The sequence below is a fragment of the Trinickia symbiotica genome (genome assembly GCF_002934455.1).
GTDB classification, from domain to species: domain Bacteria; phylum Pseudomonadota; class Gammaproteobacteria; order Burkholderiales; family Burkholderiaceae; genus Trinickia; species Trinickia symbiotica.
The window spans coordinates 56,630-76,402 of record NZ_PTIR01000017.1 but is presented as its reverse complement, the minus strand read 5'-3'; the positions used below and the strand labels follow the sequence as shown (position 1 = coordinate 76,402).

General features: G+C 66.0%; 8 protein-coding genes. 7 read left to right on the top strand and 1 reads right to left on the bottom strand.

What is annotated here, in order from left to right:
* The first annotated feature begins 93 nt into the window (after positions 1-93).
* The 7 genes from B0G57_RS22055 to treY all read left to right on the top strand — a co-directional run bounded on the left by B0G57_RS22055 (position 94) and on the right by treY (position 18,773).
* Positions 94-3,561, top strand: a complete 3,468-nt coding sequence (locus tag B0G57_RS22055; RefSeq protein ID WP_018439773.1) for a maltotransferase domain-containing protein — start codon at positions 94-96, stop codon at positions 3,559-3,561.
* Positions 3,562-3,563: 2 nt separating this feature from the next.
* Positions 3,564-7,079, top strand: a complete 3,516-nt coding sequence (treS, locus tag B0G57_RS22050; RefSeq protein ID WP_051089989.1) for a maltose alpha-D-glucosyltransferase — start codon at positions 3,564-3,566, stop codon at positions 7,077-7,079.
* A 54-nt stretch (positions 7,080-7,133) separates the two neighbouring features.
* Complete coding sequence (gene glgB / locus B0G57_RS22045) at positions 7,134-9,347, top strand: 1,4-alpha-glucan branching protein GlgB (protein ID WP_026229510.1); 2,214 nt, start codon at positions 7,134-7,136, stop codon at positions 9,345-9,347.
* Positions 9,348-9,402: 55 nt separating this feature from the next.
* On the top strand, positions 9,403-11,520 hold the full coding sequence (gene glgX / locus B0G57_RS22040) for a glycogen debranching protein GlgX (RefSeq protein ID WP_018439776.1): 2,118 nt from the start codon (positions 9,403-9,405) through the stop codon (positions 11,518-11,520).
* Between the two features lie 79 nt (positions 11,521-11,599).
* Positions 11,600-13,543 carry a malto-oligosyltrehalose trehalohydrolase gene (treZ, locus tag B0G57_RS22035; protein ID WP_018439777.1) on the top strand — a complete coding sequence of 648 codons (1,944 nt, stop codon included), beginning with the start codon at positions 11,600-11,602 and terminating at the stop codon, positions 13,541-13,543.
* Entirely contained in the window at positions 13,540-15,777 is a 2,238-nt protein-coding gene (malQ, locus tag B0G57_RS22030) for a 4-alpha-glucanotransferase (protein WP_018439778.1), read from the top strand. The genes treZ and malQ overlap by 4 nt, the downstream gene beginning before the upstream one ends.
* Complete coding sequence (treY, locus tag B0G57_RS22025; RefSeq protein WP_018439779.1) at positions 15,774-18,773, top strand: malto-oligosyltrehalose synthase; 3,000 nt, start codon at positions 15,774-15,776, stop codon at positions 18,771-18,773. Before malQ ends, treY begins: the two co-directional genes overlap by 4 nt.
* Before the next feature lie 36 nt (positions 18,774-18,809).
* Here treY and B0G57_RS22020 read toward each other — a convergent pair whose 3' ends face one another.
* Entirely contained in the window at positions 18,810-19,586 is a 777-nt protein-coding gene (locus tag B0G57_RS22020; protein WP_026229512.1) for a sensor histidine kinase, read from the bottom strand.
* Positions 19,587-19,773: the final 187 nt, after the last annotated feature.

Sequence of the window (19,773 nt, the reverse complement as noted above, 5' to 3'; positions counted from 1 at the left end):
CTGCGCGCCATCAAGCGCCGCCTTGTTCGGCGATGCGATCGCGCGCAGTGCGTGCCATCCACATCGCCGTCCGCCACCGGGGGCTGTTCACCTATGGAACGACCACAAGCGTATGCGCCGCGGATCTACTTCATCCATCCTCTGCTCGTCGGGCCGCTCGACGCCTGGTCGGCCCAACTCGAGCACGCCGCCACGCTCGGCTTCGATCATGTCCTGATCGGCTCGCCGTTCGCGTCGGGGGCTGCGGGCCATTTGCAGCTCGTGGCCGACCATCGCCGGCTCCATCCCGCTCTCGCATCCGAGCGCGATGCCGACGAGACCTTGCGTCGGCTCGCCGATGCGGCACGCGAGCAAGGGCTTGCGCTGCTCGTCGATCTTGTCCTCGATCGCGTGGCGGCCGACGGCGAACTCTACCGCGACCATCCGCACTGGTTCAGACCGTTCGAGCCCGAGCACGCGCGCCTCGACCCACGCCACACACGCGGCGAAGACAACGCGGCCTATGCGAACTTCGACGACCCGGCGGCGGCCGCTCAACTCGGCGCCTGGTGGAGCGAACGACTCCTGGCGCTCGTGCAAGCGGGCGTCGCCGGCTTTCGCTTCGATTCTCCTCATCACGTACCCATCGACGTCTGGCGCGAACTCGGCGCGGCCGTGCGCACGCGTCATCCGGATGCGCGCTTTCTCGCCGCCACGCCCGGCCTCGCGCGAAGCGAGGTCAGCCGACTCGCGGAGGCTCGTTTCGACAGCGTGTTCTCGTCCGTCCGCTGGTGGGACTTCCGCGAAGATTGGCTCGCCGACGAGCACGCCGCACTCGTGCAGGTCGCCGCACCGATCGCGTTCCCCGAAGCGCCTTATGGTTCACGTCTCGCATCGGAGCTCACAGGGGCAAGCGATGCCGTCGTCGTCGAGCGCGCCTATCGCCGTGCCATCGCGGCCGCCGTTGCGCTCGGCACGGGATGGCTCTTGCCAATGGGCTTCGAATACGGCATCGCGGAACCGCTTTCCTACCGATCGGGCAGCCCCGAGCAGTACCGCAAGGCATGCGCGGCGGCACAATTCGATTTGGGCGCCGAAATCGCGCAGGCGAACTCGTTGCAGCAACACACGCCGGTGTTGCGAACGACGGGTGAGCTGCGTGCGCTGTCGGGCGCGGGCGCGAACGTCGCGGCCCTGCTGCGCGGCGAATGCCGCGACCTGCGCAACGCGCGCGAAGCCGCGCTGCTGATCGCGAATCCCGACCTCAACACGCCGGCCTTCGTGGACCCGGCTCGCTTTCTCGACGGCGTGCCTGGCAGCTTCACCGCGTTCAAGCCGATGACGAGCGCCTGCACGACGCCGGCCGAGCCGCTCGAACCGTTCCTGCTCGCCCCCGGAGAAGCGCGGCTTTTTCGCGCGAGCGCGAATCCAAGCGTCACGATGCGGCATGGCTCGAAGCGCGCCGCGACGGCGGCCATCCTCGAAGCGATCGCCGCGCCGCGCATCGCGATCGAAAGCGTTTCGCCATCGATCGATGGCGGGCGCTTCGTCGCCAAGCGCGTCGTCGGCGAAGAAGTGGAGATCAGCGCCGCCATCTTCGGCGAGGGACACGACAAGATCGCCGCCGCCGTCATCTGGCGCGCCGTCGATGAAGTCGCGTGGCGTGAGACGAGCATGACGCCGGCCGAGCCCGCGGGCCTGGATCTCTGGCATGCGCGCATCACGCCGACTCGCGTGGGGCGCTACGAGTTCACCGTGATCGCCTGGCGCGACGATTTCGCCTCGCTCGTCGATCACGTCCGCAAAAAGCTCAACGCAAATCAGGCCGTCGATCTCGAGCTCGAGGAAGCGCGGCATTTCATTGCGCGCGTGCTGGCCGAAGCCGAGACGGCCGACGCCACCGGCGAGCACCAGGAGATTCGTCATGAGCATCGCGCGCACGAGGCTCAGCGAACGGCGATCGATCGATTGAAAGAGCTCGCCACGCAGTTCATGCACGCCAGCTCGCCGGCACGACTCGATCTTCTGCTCGCCCCCGAAACGGCGGAAGTCGTCGCGCTCGCGCGCCATCGCCCATTCCTCTCGCGCGATGCGACCGTCTACCGCATCGACGCGGAACGCAGCGCCGCTCGTTTCGCAAGCTGGTACGAGATATTCCCGCGTTCGATGAGCGACGATGCGAACCGCCACGGCACTTTCGACGACGTCATCGCGAAGCTGCCGCGCATTCGCGACATGGGCTTCGACGTACTGTACTTTCCACCGATCCATCCGATCGGCAAAGTCAATCGGAAGGGGCGCAACAACACGCTCAACGCGCAACCTGGCGACGTGGGCAGCCCCTATGCCATCGGCAGCGAAGAAGGCGGCCACACGGCGGTGCATCCCGAGCTCGGCACGCTCGACGATTTCAAGCGAATGCTGCGAGCGGCCCACGAGCACGGCCTCGAGATCGCGCTCGACTTCGCGATACAGTGCGCGCCCGATCATCCGTGGCTGAGCGAGCATGCATCGTGGTTCGCCTGGCGTCCCGACGGCACGCTCCGCTACGCGGAGAACCCGCCGAAGAAATACCAGGACATCGTCAACCCCGAGTTCTATGCGCATGACGCGAAGCCCGCGCTGTGGCTCGCCTTGCGCGATGTCATCAGCTTCTGGATCGACGCGGGCGTGCGCATCTTCCGCGTCGACAATCCGCACACGAAGCCGTTGCCGTTCTGGGAATGGATGATCGCCGACATTCGCGCGCAGCACCCCGACATCATTTTTCTTTCGGAGGCTTTCACGCGCCCGCGCCTCATGTACCGGCTCGCGAAGCTCGGCTTCTCGCAGTCGTACACGTACTTCACATGGCGCGAATCGAAGCGGGACTTCATCGACTATCTGACGGAGCTCACGCAAACGAACGCGCGCGAGTATTTCCGCCCTCAGTTCTTCGTCAATACGCCCGATATCAATCCGCGCCATCTGCAGGCTTCGGGCCGCGGCGGGTTCATGATTCGCGCGGCGCTGGCGGCGACACTGTCCGGGCTATGGGGGGTCTACTGCGGCTTCGAGCTTTGCGAGTCGACACCGCTGCCGAACAGCGAGGAATACCTCGACTCGGAGAAGTACCAGTTGCGCGCGTGGGACTGGAATCGGCCCGGCAACATCGTCGACACCATTACGGCGCTCAATCGAATCCGCAGGTCCAACCTAGCTCTGCAGACGCACCTGGGCCTCACGTTCCTGCCCGCTCACAACGACAGCATTCTCTTTTTCGAAAAGGCGACGGCGGCACGCGACAACGTAATCCTGGTGGCTATCAGCCTCGATCCGTCCGCGCCGCAGGAAGCCGATATCGATCTGCCATGGCAAACGCTCGATCGCTGGCGCATGCACGACTGGGATGCGCTCGCTGTGACGGATCTCATGAGCGGCGCGCGCTCTGAATGGCGTGGACGCCGCCAGCACATTCGCCTCGAGCCGGATACGCGGCCTTTCGCGATATGGCGCATTGCGCCGGCGGCGGGATTGCCGCGCGACGCACGCGCTCACGTGGAGGCGGGCGCGGCGAGCGTCGGCACCCCGGGGGGAGATTGACCATGAAGCGAGAAGAGCAACACATCGATACGCCGCCGGCACACACGCCGTCCGCCCCGCGCGGGACCGAAACGGCAAAAGCCGAAAGCGCGGTGCATGCCGCCCGGGTGCGAGGCAGCCGCCGCTTGAAGCGCTCGCCGCTTGCCGACGATCCTCTTTGGTACAAAGACGCGATCATCTACCAAGTCCACGTGAAGTCGTTCTTCGACGCAAACAACGACGGCGTCGGCGATTTCCAGGGCCTCATCGCGAAGCTCGACTACATCGCGGAGCTCGGCGTCGACACGGTCTGGCTGCTCCCGTTCTATCCTTCGCCGCGCCGCGACGACGGCTATGACATCGCCGACTATCGAGGCGTCCATCCCGATTACGGGACGCTCTCCGATGTGCGCCGCTTTATTCAAGGCGCGCATGCGCGCGGCATCCGCGTCGTGACCGAGCTCGTCATCAATCACACGTCGGACCAGCATCCGTGGTTTCAACGAGCGCGGCGCGCGAAGGCGGGATCGAACTATCGCAACTATTACGTCTGGTCCGACACCGATCAGAAATATCTGGGCACGCGTGTCATCTTCATCGACACCGAGCCCTCGAACTGGACGCACGATCCTGTCGCGGGCGCCTACTACTGGCATCGCTTCTACTCTCACCAGCCCGACCTCAACTTCGACAACCCGGCGGTGCTGCGCGAAGTGCTCTCGGTCATGCGCTTCTGGCTCGACATGGGCATCGACGGATTGAGGCTCGACGCCGTGCCCTACCTCGTCGAGCGCGAGGGGACGAGCAATGAGAACCTGCCCGAGACCCATGCGATTCTGAAGAAGATTCGCGCGACGATCGACGCGGAGTATCCGAACCGGATGCTGCTCGCCGAAGCCAATCAATGGCCCGAAGACGTGCAGGAGTATTTCGGCAACGAGGATGAATGCCACATGGCGTTCCACTTCCCGCTAATGCCGCGCATTTATATGGCGATCGCGAGCGAGGACCGCTTTCCGATCACCGACATCATGAAGCAGACGCCGGAGCTGCCGCCGAGCTGTCAATGGGCGGTCTTCCTGCGCAATCATGACGAGCTGACGCTCGAGATGGTGACGGACTCCGAGCGCGACTACCTCTGGAACGCCTATGCGAGCGATCGGCGCGCACGGCTCAACCTCGGCATTCGCCGGCGGCTCGCGCCGCTCATGGAGCGCGACAGGCGCCGCATCGAGCTCATCAACTCGGTGCTGCTCTCCATGCCGGGCACGCCCGTCATCTACTACGGCGACGAGCTCGGCATGGGCGACAACATCCACCTCGGCGATCGAGACGGCGTGCGCACTCCCATGCAGTGGTCGTCCGATCGTAACGGCGGCTTCTCGCGCGCGGATCCGGAGCAGCTCGTTTTGCCGCCGCTGATGGGCACGCTTTACGGATTCGACGCCGTCAACGTCGAAGCGCAAACACGCGATCCGCATTCGTTGCTGAACTGGACGCGCCGCATGCTCGCCACGCGTCGCTCGACGCATACGTTCGGCCGCGGCAGCATTCGTTTTCTGAAGCCCTCGAATCGCAAAATTCTCGCGTATCTGCGCGAGCTCGATGGCCATCCGCCCATCCTTTGCGTGGCCAATCTCTCGCGTGCGCCGCAGGCGGTCGAGCTCGACCTCTCCGAGTTCGCCGGCCGCGTCCCGATCGAAATGACGGCGGACTCGGTGTTTCCGGCCATCGGCCAGCTCACTTATCTGCTGACGTTCCCGCCTTACGGCTTCCTCTGGTTCCTTCTCTGCAGCCGCGAGGATCGTCCCGCCTGGGCTCAGCCGGGCCCCGAGCAATTGCCGGAGTTCGTCACGCTCGTCATTCGCGCCGAGCAGACGGGGCCGACGCCCGAGAACGTGCGGTTGCTCGAATCGGAAGTGCTGCCCTCGTATCTGAGCCGGCGCCGCTGGTTCGCCTCGAAGGACCAAAGACTGAAAGCCGTGCGGCTCGCGGCGTTGACGACGATCCCCCAAGCGGGCTTCGCGTTCACGGAGATCGAGGCCGACGTCGGCACGCATACCGAGCGCTATGTGCTGCCGCTCGCGATCACCTGGGGCGCGGACACGACAGTGCCGCTCTTCACGCAGCTCGCGCTCGCGCGGGTACGGCGCGGACGCACGATCGGGCACCTGACGGACGCATTCTCGTTGCCGCAGTTCGCGCACGGCGTGCTGAAAAAGATGCACGAGCACGCCGCGATACAGACGGTGCAAAAAAGCGAGATCCGCTTCATCCCGACCGCGCGTTTCGGCGAGCTCGACGACCTGGGCGAAACACCGGAAATCCGCTGGATCTCCGCCGAACAGACCAACAGCTCGCTCATCGTCGCCGAGCGCGCGGTTCTCAAGCTCGTGCGGCGCGTAGTCGGCGGGATCCACCCGGAAGCTGAAATGAGCCGACATCTGACCGAGATCGGCTATGCCAATACGGCGCCTCTTTACGGCGAAGTGGTTCGCGTCGATCCGGCCGGTGTGCCGCACACGCTCGTCCTGATTCAGGGCTTCATCGACAATCAGGGCGATGCCTGGAACTGGGCGCTCGATTACTTGCGCCGCGTCATCGAAGAAATGGTGCTGGCCGCGGAGACGGACGAGCCCGATGCGGAAAAGATCCTGGGCTACTGCGCCCTCACCGGCACCATCGGCCGGCGGCTCGGCGAGTTGCATGCCGCGCTCGCCGCGCCCAGCGACGATCCCGCCTTCGCGCCGGAGGCCGTCACGCCGACCGACGTGCGCGACTGGATCGACGGGGCCCAATCGATGCTCGCCGGCGCGTTCGACGTGCTCGCCGCGGAGCTCGCGAAGCCGGGCGAACATCTGCCCGAGCAGACGCGCGCGCCGGCCCAACGTCTCATGCAGATGCGCGAGCGTCTCGTGCAGGCGCTCGAGACCCACGTGCCGCTCGAAATCGATGCCCTGCGCATCCGTGTTCACGGCGATTTTCACCTCGGTCAGGTCCTCGTCGCGCAGAACGATGCGTATCTGATCGACTTCGAGGGCGAACCGGCGCGCCCCCTCGAGGAGCGGCGTATGAAGCGAAGTCCGCTCGTCGACGTGGCGGGGCTCCTGCGCTCGCTCTCGTATGCGAGCGCGGCGGCCCAGCCGACGCTCGAAACCTTGACGGCGCAGGCGGCTGACCGCAAGCGCACGCTCTATGAATACTTCCGCGAGCGCGGCGAGGAGAGCTTCCTCGCGGGCTATCGCGAGGCCGTGAGCCGGGCGGTCAAGCCGCTCGTCTCGGTGGAAGCCGAGGCGGCGCTGCTCGACCTTTTCCTCATCGAGAAGGCTGCTTACGAGGTCCGCTACGAAGCCGCGAACCGGCCCGCGTGGCTCGGGCTTCCCGTGCGCGGGCTCGCGGCGCTCGCGAGCCGGCTGCTCGGTGAGCCGGCCGCGCCTGCCGACAACGGAGAGGAGGGCGGCGACAGCGGCGGTAACGGCAGCGATGGCAAACGTCAAAACGGCAACGACGGCGCCGGTACGCCTTCCCCATCGCCTTGATTTCCATGGGTTCGCGCCATGAACGAGCAATCCACCCTCTCTCGCATTCATTCGATCGCCGAGCGCGACCCCACCGCCGGGCTCGACAAGCTCGACATTCAAGCGCTCGTCGACGCGCAGCACCCCGATCCGTTCTCGAAGCTCGGCCTGCATCGCACGACGGACGGCTACGTCGTACGGGCGATGCTCCCGGGCGCCGCCGCGGTCGCCGTCATCGAGCGCGATAGCGGCGCGATCCTCGGTCGGCTAGCCTCGATCGATCCGTCCGGTCTTTTCGCCGGATTCGTCGAGCGTGCGGCGCCCTATCGGCTGCGTATCGACTGGCACGGTGTCGAGCAGGACATCGAGGACACCTATTCGTTCGGCCCCGTGCTCGACGAAGACGCGCTCAACCGACTCGCGCGCTCCGATCCCTATGCGGTGCTGCAATGTCTCGGCGCCCGCCCCTGCACGATGGACGGCATCCCCGGCGTACGCTTCGCGGTGTGGGCGCCGAACGCCCGGCGGGTCTCGGTGGTCGGCGATTTCAACACCTGGGACGGCCGCCGGCATCCGATGCGTCTACGGCACGTCGCGGGCGTCTGGGAGCTCTTCGTGCCGCGGCTCGCTGCCGGAGGGCGCTACAAGTACGAAATCGTCGGCCACGACGGCCGTACGCTCCCGCTGAAAGCCGATCCCTGCGCGATGCAGACGGAACGCACGCCGGCAACGGCATCGATCGTCGCCGAGGTAAGCCGCATCGAGCAGTTCGCCTGGACCGACGGCGAATGGATGACGAAGCGCGCGGCGCTGCAGACGCCGCATGCGCCCATCATGATCTATGAAGTGCACGCAGAGTCGTGGCTGCGTGTCGAGGAGGAAGGCCGGCGCGGCCTGAATTGGTCCGAACTCGCGGATCGGCTGATCCCGTATGCACTCGGCATGGGCTTCACCCATGTGGAATTTCTGCCGATCGCCGAGCATCCGTTCGGCGGATCATGGGGCTATCAGCCGCTTTCGCCTTTCGCGCCGTCGGCTCGCTACGGTCCGCCGGAGGGCTTCGCCGAGTTCGTCAACCGCGCGCACGAGGCGGGCCTCGGCGTGATCATCGATTGGGTCAGCGCGCACTTTCCGAACGATGCGCATGGCCTTATCCAGTTCGACGGCACCGCGCTCTACGAGCATTCCGATCCGCGCGAGGGGTATCACCAGGACTGGAACACGATGATCTACAACCTCGGTCGCAACGAGGTCAGCGCGTTCCTCATCGCCTCGGCGCTCGCATGGCTTTTGCGCTATCACGTCGACGGACTGCGCGTGGACGCCGTTGCCTCGATGCTCTATCGCGACTACTCGCGCGCGGCCGGCGAGTGGGTGCCGAACATCTACGGAGGCCGCGAGAACCTCGAAGCGATCAGCTTCCTCAAACGCGTCAATCATGAAGTCGCTTATGCGCCCGGCGTGCCCGGCGCGATCACGGTGGCCGAGGAATCGACGGCATGGCCTGGCGTCAGCGCGCCGGTCGAGCAAGGCGGGCTTGGATTCAACTTCAAATGGAACATGGGGTGGATGCACGACACGCTCAACTACATGCACGAGGATCCGGTCTACCGCCGCTATCACCATCACAGCATGACGTTCGGGATGATCTACGCCTACTCCGAACGCTTCGTGCTGCCGCTCTCACACGACGAAGTCGTCCACGGCAAGGGTTCGCTGCTCGGCAAGATGCCCGGAGATCGCTGGCAGCGCTTCGCCAATCTGCGCGCCTACTTCGGCTTCATGTGGACGCATCCGGGCAAGAAGCTGCTTTTCATGGGCGGCGAGTTCGCGCAGGACGCGGAGTTCGATCACGACGGCTCGCCGCGCTGGCATCTGCTCGACGATCCGATGCATCACGGCGTGCAAATGCTCGTTCGCGACCTCAATCGCATCTATGCGAGCGAACCGGCGCTCTATGCCACCGACTCGGAACCTGGCGGCTTCGAATGGCTCATCGGCGACGACAGCGCCAACAGCGTCTTTGCCTATCGACGCTGCGACGGCAACGGCGCGGAGTTGACGATCGTCTGCAATTTCACGCCCGTGCCGCGCCACGGCTACCGGATCGGCCTGCAACGCGCGGGGCACTGGGCCGAAATTCTCAATACGGATGCAAGCGTCTATGGCGGCTCGAACGTCGGCAACGGCGGGACGATCGTGACCGAAAGCATTGCGAGTCACGGTAAGCCGCAATCGGCCGTGCTCGTGCTGCCGCCACTCGCGACAATCGTGCTGCGCGCGCCCTGAAACGGGCGTGCGGTGACGTCCATATCAACGAACAAGGGACAACGGGGGCAAGCGAATGGCGAACTCTTTACCCGACCGGCTCGAAACCGGTACGCCGCACCCGCTCGGCGCGACGTGGGATGGTCTCGGGGTGAACTTCGCCGTGTTTTCCGCGAACGCGCAGCGCGTCGAACTCTGCGTCTTCGATCCGACCGGTCATAGAGAGCTTGGACGGCTGCCTCTTCCCGAGTGCACCGACGAAGTCTGGCACGGCTACCTGCCCCGCGCGCACCCGGGTACCGTGTACGGCTATCGCGCGCATGGACCCTATCAGCCGCATCACGGGCATCGCTTCAATCCGCACAAGCTGCTGCTCGATCCGTACGCGAAGAAGTTGACGGGCGGGTTCCGCTGGTCGGACGCAATGTTCGGCTATCGCGTCCACTCTAGCCGGCTCGATCTTTCCTTCGATCGCCGCGATTCAGCGCCGGCCGTGCCGAAATCTGTCGTCATCGACGAAGCATTCGACTGGTCGCGCGACGCTCGACCCGACGTGCCGTGGTGCGAAACGGTCATCTACGAAGCGCATCTGCGCGGCGTCTCGATGATGAACGGCGAGCTGCGCCCGCACGAACGCGGCAGCTTTGCGGCACTCGCCTCGCCGGGCTTCGTCGATCATCTGGTCAAGCTGGGCATCACCGCGATCGAGCTGTTGCCGGTACACGCGTTCCTCGACGAGCGCTTCCTGCTCGAACGGCATCTCACGAATTACTGGGGCTACAACACGGCCGCGTTTTTCGCGCCGCATCCGACTTACCTCTCGACTCGGCGTCTTTCCGAAATGCGCATTGCGGTTCGTCAGCTCCATGCCGCCGGCATCGAGGTCATTCTCGATGTCGTCTACAACCACACCTGCGAGGGCAACGAGCTCGGGCCGACCGTCTCCTGGCGCGGTCTCGACAACGCAAGCTACTACCGGTTGATTCCCGGCGACGAGCGTCACTACATCAACGACACGGGATGCGGCAACACCGTCAATCTCTCGCACCCGCGCGTGTTGCAGATGGTCATGGACTCGCTGCGCTACTGGACGACCGCCTATCACGTCGATGGCTTTCGCTTCGACCTCGGCGCGACGCTCGGGCGCGAAGGCCACGGCTTCGATCCTGGTTCGGGCTTTTTCGATGCGATTCGCCAGGACCCGGTATTGTCGCTGCGTAAGCTCATTTCGGAACCGTGGGACGTCGGGCCCGGCGGCTATCAGGTCGGCCGGCATCCACCTGGTTTCGCCGAATGGAACGACAAATTTCGCGACTGCGTGAGGCGTTTCTGGCGCGGGGACGCGGGCATGCGCGCCGAACTGGCGGCACGCATCACCGGCTCGGCGGACCTGTTCAATCACCGCTACAGGCGGCCGTGGGCCTCGATCAACTTCCTCGCCTCGCATGACGGCTTCACGCTCGCCGACCTCGTTTCGTACGAGCAAAAGCACAACGAAGCGAACGGCGAAAACAACGCGGACGGCCACAACGAGAATTGCAGCTCGAACTGGGGGGCCGAAGGGCCGACCGAGGACGCGACGATCAACGAAACGCGCCGCCGCGTCATGCGCTCCATGCTCGCCTGCCTCTTCACGTCGCTCGGCACGCCGATGCTCACGGCAGGCGACGAGTTCGGGCGCACGCAGAAGGGCAACAACAACGCTTATTGTCAGGACAACGAAACATCGTGGCTCGACTGGGTCCAAGCCGATACGGAAGAGGCGCGATCGCTCGCTTCGTTCACCGCGCGCCTCATCGCCTTGCGCAAGAATCATCCGCTCTTGCGCGATAGCCGCTTTCTGCATGGCGACAACGAAGTGCTGGCCGGCATCAAGGACGTCGGATGGTTCGACGAGCGAGGCGAGCCGCTCACGAGCGAAGTGTGGCAAGACCCGGAAGGCCGCGCGTTGGTACTGCGTCGCGCGGGCGCGGGGCTCGACGGCGCGACCGAGGTGCTGCTGATGATATTCAACGGCGCCGATACGCCCCTATCGTTCCTGCCGCCGGCTCCCCGTCTGGAATGGAACGTGCTGCTCGATACGACGGCGCCCGGGGCCGAGCCGCATCCGCTCGAGAGCGACGCGCTCGAGCTCGGTGAGCACGGCTTCGCCGTCCTTGTCGCCCGATCGCTCGGAGAGCACGTTCAACCCTAGAGCCAGGACGACGCTACGGCCGGCCTCAGACCGACCTACACTTTTTATCGGTGACGACGCAAAGACAAGGATGAGCCCCATGTCCGAACATCCGCTCGATCGCCGGCAGCAGCGTCACGCGCACTGCCTGCCGTTCGGCGCCCATCTGATCGATGCCGCTTCCGGCGCGCCGCCACACACGCGGTTTCGCTTCTGGGCGCCAGCGTACTCGGCGGTCAGCGTGGAAATCGAATACGCCTCCACGACGGTCGCTGTCGAAATGACGCCGGCGGGCAACGGTTGGTTCCAAGCGCAAGCCCAATGCGGTGCAGGCGCGCGCTATCGCTATCGGCTCGGCGGCCCCGACGGGCCCGCCGTTCCCGATCCCGCCTCACGGTTTCAACCCGAGGACGTGCATGGGCCGAGCGAGGTGATCGATCCGCGCGCCTATGTCTGGCAGCAATCGCAGTGGCTCGGTCGGCCATGGGAAGAAATGGTCGTCTACGAACTGCACGTCGGTACGCTCGGCGGCTACGAGAGCGTGGCCAAGCGCCTGCCCCGCATCGCCGAACTCGGCGTCACGGCCATCGAGCTGATGCCGATCAACGATTTCCCTGGCCGCCGCAACTGGGGATACGATGGAACACTTCCGTTCGCGCCTGATTCGGCCTACGGCCGCCCCGAAGACCTCAAGTCGATGATCGATCGCGCGCACGAGCTTGGACTCGCCGTGCTCATCGACGTCGTCTACAACCATTTCGGCCCGGATGGCAACTATCTGCCTTCGTACGCACCCCAGTTCTTTCGCGAGGACGTGATCACACCGTGGGGTCCGGCCATCGACTTTCGCCGCCTCGAGACGCGCGAGTTTTTCGCCCAAAACGCGCTTTACTGGCTCCAGGAATATCGTTTCGACGGCTTGCGAATTGATGCCGTCCATGCCATAGGCGACGACGAATGGCTGCGCGAGCTGGCGGACCGCATACGTCGCACCACGGAGCCGGGGCGCCACGTGCATCTCGTGCTCGAAAACGAGCACAACACGGCGAGCCTTTTGCAGGGCCATTTCGACGCTCAATGGAATGACGATGCGCACAACGCGTTACACGTGCTGCTGACCGGCGAGCACGAAGGCTATTACCGCGCGTATGCCGACGAGCCGATCCGCAAACTCGCGCGCGTGCTGGCCGAGGGTTTCGCCTACCAGGGAGAGCCGTCGCCGATCCACGACGGCGCGCCGCGCGGCGAGCCCAGCGGCCACCTTGCGCCGACTTCGTTCGTGATGTTCCTGCAGAACCACGATCAAATCGGCAATCGCGCGTTCGGCGAACGGCTGCGCACGCTCTGCGCGCCGCAGGCACTGCTGGCGGCGACAGGGCTCATGCTGCTGTCGCCGCAAATTCCTCTCCTCTTCATGGAAGAAGAGCACGGCTCGACGCAACCGTTCCTTTATTTCACCGACTACGACGGCGAACTCGCCGATGCGGTGCGCGAGGGACGCCGCCGCGAGTTCGCGAAATTTTCTGCATTCAGCGATGCGGAGCGGCGTGCGCGCATTCCCGATCCCAACGCCGTACAGACGTTCGCGCTATCGTCGCCGCCCGCCGAAAACGGCAGTTGCGAAGCGACGACGACGGGTAACGGCAATGCCGGCGGCGAGCGCGATGCATGGCTTCACTTCTACCGCTCGGCGCTTGCCGTGCGGGCCAAGCTGATTGCGCCACGCATCACGCAAGCACGCTCCCTCGGCGCCTCCGTGCTCGCTATGCGCAACGGCCACGAAGCGAACGCGCTTGTTGCGCGCTGGCGGCTTTCGGACGGCGAGACGCTCGCCATCGCGCTGAACCTGACGCCGGATGCACTGCCGTTCGCTGAGCGCCCCGACGGCATGGTCGTTTTCGAAACGCCTCCGCGTTCGCGCGATACCGTGGAAGCGGGCGACTTGCCCCCCTATGCATGCATCGCGTGGCTGACCGGCGACGTCAACAGCTACGCATTGCGGCACGATTCGCGCGTGCTTCAGCCGCGGGAGAACAACGCGTGAATGCGCCGACGCAACCGCCGACACCCGCGCCGTCGCCCGAGTCGCGGCGCTCCGCTCGTTCCGCGCGTCAAGCCATCGAGCGCGTCGCCACGCGAGCGGGATTCTCGGTGCATTGGGAAGACGCGCATCGCCGCAAGCGCCGCGTGCCCTCCGAAACGCTGGCCGCCCTGCTCGCCGCGCTCGGACTGCCCTGCGCCACGCGCGAGGAAGCCGCCGAGAGCCTTGCCGCGCTCGACGCCGAACACCAACATGGCGCGTTGCCTCCGCTCGTCACCGCCGAATGCGATCGCGCAATCGCGCTGCCCGCCGCAGCCATCGAAGCGGGCACTCGATATCGAATCGAGCTCGAGAGCGGCGAAGTCATCGACGGCCGTCTCAGCGCGCCGAGAGCCCAATCGGCACTGCTTGCGCCGATCGCCGAGCCGGGCTACCACCAGCTCGTGCTCAACGATCGCCACATCACGCTTGCCGTTGCGCCCTCGCGGTGCCACACCGTCAGCGACGCGTGCCTCGCGGCAGGCGTGGAAGGCGGCGAAGCGCCGGCGCTATGGGGCATCGGTGCCCAACTTTACGGGCTGCGTCGCGCAGGCGATGGGGGCATCGGCGACTATTCGGCGCTCGCCGCATTCGCGGCCGAGAGCGCGCGCCGAGGGGCGCACGCGCTGGCGATCAGTCCCGCGCATGCGATGTTCAGTGCCGACCCGGGCAAGTTCAGCCCCTACTCGCCGTCTTCACGTCTTTTCCTGAACGTGGCTCACATCGACCCCGCGGCCGTGCTCGGCGACGAGGCTCTGCGCGAAACGCTGGACGCGCTCGGCGCCGGCGCGGCGTGGGCCGCGCTCGAGAGCGAGCCGCTCGTCGATTGGCCTCGCGCCGTTACGCTGCGGCTCAAGGTTTTGAGGGCGCTGTTCGACCGCTTCAGGGCTCACGATTGCAATCAACGCAGCCCACTGGCAGCGCAATTCGATGCCTTTTGCGCGCAGGGCGGCCGAGCGCTCGAAGACCACGCGCGTTTCGAGGCGCTCGACGCGCGCCAGCGAGCCGAGCACGGACAAACGCATTGGCGCCGATGGCCGGCTGAATTGACCGACCCGCGACGAGCCGAAGTCGACGCGTTTGCGCGTGAACACAGACAGGAAATCGACTTCCATCTGTTCATGCAATGGCTCGCGGCGGCAGGCCTCTCGGAGGCTCAGCGGGCCGCGCGCGATGCCGGCATGGCGATCGGGCTCGTCGCCGATCTCGCGGTCGGTTGCGACGGAGCCGGCAGCCACGCCTGGTCGTACCGCGACGACATGCTGGAGGGCGTCTCCGTCGGCGCCCCGCCCGACCTCTTCAATCAAGCCGGACAAGCGTGGGGCTTGACGACGTTCTCGCCACGCGCAATGCGCAACCAGGGCTTCACGGCATTTATCGATATGCTCCGTGCCACGTTCGCGCATGCGGGCGGATTGCGCATCGATCACGTACTCGGTCTGCGGCGTCTGTGGCTCGTTCCCGAAGGCGCGTCCCCGGCCGATGGGGCTTACCTCAGCTACCCCATCGACGATTTGCTGCGACTTATCGCGCTCGAATCGTGGAGGCATCGAGCGATCGTGATCGGCGAAGACCTCGGCACCGTGCCGGCGGGCCTGCGCGATCGCCTCGCGGAGCATGGTCTGCTCGGGATGCGCGTTCTTTGGTTCGAGCGCAACGAGGAGGACGGCGGATTCCGCGCGCCCGAGCAATGGGGAGCGAGTTCGGTTGCAATGACAACGACGCACGATCTGCCGACCGTTGCCGGCTGGTGGGAAGGACACGACATCGAGTGGCGCAGCCGCATAGGCCAGACCGCGGCGCGCCCTGACGGCAAAGACCCCGTCGCCGTAGCGCAAGCCGAGCGTGCGACGGACCGCGAGGCGCTCTGGCATGCGTTGCAGCAGGCCGGCATTGCCGCGCGCGATGTCGGCGCGCCGCCGCTCGAAGAGCCGCCCGTGGACGAAGCGCTCGCGTTCGTCGCGTCCACGCCGACGCCGCTCGCCCTGTACCCGCTCGAAGATCTGCTCGGACTCGCCGAGCAGCCGAATCTGCCCGGCTCGATCGACGAGCATCCGAACTGGCGCCGCCGCGTGGGCGCCCCTGTCGACGCACTGTTCGCCGACGCCGCGTTCGCCGATCGCCTGCTCGCGATTGCGCGCGTCCGGGCGAGCGCGGCGGGCGGCCCCGCGGCGCCCGAGCCGCCCCGCGCATCATGACGCTGCCGCGCTCCACGCTCAGGTTGCAGCTGCATCGCGGCTTCACGTTCGACGATGCTGCCGCGCATGTCGACTACTTCTCGGCGCTCGGCGTGAGCCATCTCTATCTGTCGCCGATCACGACTGCCGTGCCCGGCTCGATGCACGGCTACGACACGGTCGACTACGGCAACGTCAACCCCGAGCTCGGCGGCGAGCCCGCATTGAAGCGACTCGCCGCTGATTTGCGCGCCCGGCAGATGGGCATCGTCGCCGACATCGTGCCGAACCACATGGGCATCGCGGGCAGCCATAACGCGTGGTGGCTCGACATCCTCGAATGGGGCAGGCACAGCGCGCATGCGCGTTACTTCGACATTGACTGGCACTCACCCGACCCCGCGTTGCGCGGCAAAGTGCTCGCGCCTTGTCTCGGTGCGCAGTACGGCGAGGAGTTGATGGCCGGTCGCATCACGCTATCGTTCGACACGGAGCTCACGCGCATTGTCGCGCGCTACGCCGAGCACCTGTTTCCGATCTGTCCCGTCGATTACGCGACGATCTTGCGGACCGCTATCGATGGAAAGGCGCTCAGGGATGACGCTAAACGCGCCGAGGCCGGCAAGGCTCGGCCGACGGCGGAGCAAGACCGCGAACGCGAGGCGCTGAAGGTGTTGGCCGCGCATTTCGACGGACTCACGGCGCAGCCCGACGAACGGCCGCGCGCGCAAGACGCGTTGGAAGCGTTGCACGCGTTCGTCGACGCGCACGGCCGCGCTGCCATCGACAACGCGCTCGCCGCCTATTCGCCCGATACGCCCCCCTCGCGCGAGCGCCTCCATCGGCTGCTCGAGAGGCAGTACTTTCGCCTGGCCTGGTGGCGCACCGCCGCCGACGAGGTGAACTGGCGGCGCTTTTTCGACATTTCGACGCTCGCGGCCGTGCGGGCCGAACGCACTGAAGTGTTCGAGGCCGCGCACGCGCTCATCTTGCGGCTTTTCGCCGAAGGCGTCATCGACGGCGTGCGCATCGACCATATCGATGGTCTGCTCGATCCGCGCGAGTACTGTCAACGCTTGCGCGAGCGACTCGCCGAACGTGAAACGCAGCGTCCGCCCCAGCTCGACGGCACACGCGCCTATGTCGTCGTCGAAAAGATTCTTGCGCGCGGCGAAGCGTTGCCCGCCGATTGGCCGGTCGATGGCACGACGGGTTACGACTTCATGAACGATGTCGGCGCCCTGCTGCACGATCCCGAGGGCGAGGCCGCGCTGACGGCGACATGGAACGAATTGGCCGCGAGCGAAACGACCTTCGCCCAGGAAGTGCTCGCCGCGCGCCGGCAGGTGCTCGCCGAAAACCTCCCGGCCGAGCTCGATAGAGCAACGCGCGCCCTGCACCGGCTGGCGCGCGAGCAGCCGGCCACGCGCGACTTCACATTCCTTGCGATTCGTCGCGCGCTGATCGAGCTGGCCGTTCATTTCCCGGTGTATCGGTTCTACCCGGTCAACGGTCTCCGTACGGAGGCCGATGAGCGCTACTTCCGCACGGCCTACGAAGCCGCACGCGCGGTATTGCCGGCGGCCTATCACGGCGTGCTGGCTAAACTCGACGAATGGCTCGGCGGCCCTGGGCCGCAAGCGCAGGCGCCGGCGCCGGCAGGCGCAGGTACGAGCGCCGAAGCGGCGAGCGGAGCGGATGCCGCCAGGACGTCGACCCCGAATCGCGAACGGCGCACCGCGTGCGCGCTCTTTGCGCAACTGACCGCGCCGCTAGCCGCGAAGGCCGTCGAGGACACCGCATTCTATCGATATGGCCGGCTGTTTTCGCGCAACGAAGTCGGGGCCGATCCGGGCGACTTCTCGCTTTCGGTCGAAGCGTTTCACGAAACCAATCTCGCCCGCCAGCAACGCTTTCCGCATGCGCTCGTCGCGACGGCCACGCACGATCACAAGCGCGGCGAAGACGTTCGTGCGCGGCTCGCGGTGTTGAGCGAAATCGCAAGCGAATGGGGTGCCACCTTGCGTGCCTGGTCGACATTGAATGCGCCCCATCGTCGCGAAGCGCCAGGGGCACTGGCACGGGCGGCCGCGGAGCCGCCGGCGGGCGACGTAGCCTACCGCCTCTCGCACGGATGGGCTCCCGGCGCCGCGGCCGAGGCGATGCTCTATCAAACGCTCGTCGGTTGCTGGCCGTACGATCTTGATCCATCCGACGCCGCGGGCGTCGAAGCGTTCGCCGAGCGCGTCGCGCAGTGGCAGTTGAAAGCGCTGCGAGAAGCGAAGCTAAGGACGACTTGGTATGCGCCCGACTTGGAATACGAAGCGGCATCGCGCGACTTTCTCTTCGACATACTCGCGCCGCAGCGGCGCGACGGTTTCCTGCGCGAGCTCTCGCAGTTCGTTGCTCGCGTGAGCCGCGCGGGCGCCGTCAATAGTCTGTTGCAAACGATGCTGCGCATCGCGGCGCCCGGGGTGCCCGATCTTTTTCAAGGCACCGAGCTTTGGGACTTCAGCCTCGTCGATCCCGACAATCGCCGGCCTGTCGATTTCGCGCTGCGTCGAGCGATGCTCGTCGATACGCCGCCGAGCGAACAGCTTTCGAACTGGCGCGACGGGCGCGTGAAGCTTGGCGTCATCCATCGCGCGCTCACGCTGCGCGCCGTATCGCCGGCGCTTTTCCTCGAGGGGTCGTATATCCCGCTTTCCGTGCAGGGGACTTACGCACGGCACGTCGTCGCGTTCGCGCGTCGGCACGGGGATGCGTACGCCATTGCCATCGCCACGCGGTTTGCCTGTGGGCTCCTCGCGCCTGAAAGCGATGTACCGCTCGCCGATCCAGCGGTGTGGCAGGACACACGCGTCGAACTGCCGCCGGCGCTCGCCTCGCGTGCCCTGTTCGATTGGTTGAGCCCCGGTGCGCCGAAGGTCGATGACGACGGAAATCTTTTCGTGCAAGACGTATTGACCGCGTTGCCCGTCGCACTACTCGTCGAGGAGGGCGTGCCGGGGCGGTGACGTTGTGAGCTATCCGCTTCGCCCTGCCCGCGAACATCAAACCGCCACGAGCGGCACGCGTAGAGAAAGCGTCGACGGTTGCCCGTCGAGCGTGTCGCCTTGCTCGAACATCCCGCCATGCGCCGAGGCTACGCGCTGCGGCAGCGCAAGCACCCAGGCGATGCGCCCCGCTTCGCGCGCAAGCATCGCCTGCTTGCGGGAGAAAGCGTCGAACGCGTGCGGCAGCTCCGCATCGCTCAACGCGGCGAAACTCGTCGTATAGGCGACGTCGACACGCCACGAACCGGACTCGACACTGCTCGCGAGCGCCACGGAGCTCCCCGGCGCGCTGGCTTCGACGGCAAATGCCAGCATCACCCATATCGCCTGCGAAAGCCGCTCGCGGTCGCCATCGCACTGCTCGGCATCGAGCTGCGAATCGAGCTTGATCGTGACCCCGCGCGCATCGGCCAGCGCGCGCCGGACATCGTCGAGCGAGCGGTCGAGAGCCTGCCTCATGGCGAACGGCGCACGCGTGAGCGGCAGCGCTTTCGTCTCGGCGCGCGTGCTGTCGACGGCTTCCTCCAGCAGCTTCACTTGTTGATCGACGCCCGACCGGATGCCTGCCAGCGCGCGTTGCGCCGCGGCGTCGTTCGGGTCCAGCTTGCGTTCGAGCACATACGCCCAGCTATGGATTGCGTTCAGAGGACTCCGCAGATCGTGGGATACGATCGACAGCACGTGGTCGCGCATAAAAAGCGCCGTCTCGGCGCGCATACGCGCAAAGCGTTCGTCGGATGTGGCAGCGGCAACGGCACTGAAAGACGTCGACACGATCGGCCCCTCGTATGAAGCGCTCGACGGCCCATTGATCGCCGCGCCGTCGGGGCACGGCATTTGCTCAGCCTCGCGGCGATGGGCAGGACCGGGTAGCACGTTGATGAGACTGACATTATAGGCACCGATGCCAACGGTGAGCGCCTACAATGGCGCTTTTAACCGTGATTCGAGGAGTTCTCCC

Excerpts from the sequence above, each read along its gene's own strand:
- B0G57_RS22055 (WP_018439773.1), top strand. The coding sequence starts at position 94 with ATGGAACGACCACAAGCGTATGCGCCGCGGATCTACTTCATCCATCCT.
- treS (WP_051089989.1), top strand. The coding sequence starts at position 3,564 with ATGAAGCGAGAAGAGCAACACATCGATACGCCGCCGGCACACACGCCG.
- glgX (WP_018439776.1), top strand. The coding sequence starts at position 9,403 with ATGGCGAACTCTTTACCCGACCGGCTCGAAACCGGTACGCCGCACCCG.
- treZ (WP_018439777.1), top strand. The coding sequence starts at position 11,600 with ATGTCCGAACATCCGCTCGATCGCCGGCAGCAGCGTCACGCGCACTGC.
- treY (WP_018439779.1), top strand. The coding sequence starts at position 15,774 with ATGACGCTGCCGCGCTCCACGCTCAGGTTGCAGCTGCATCGCGGCTTC.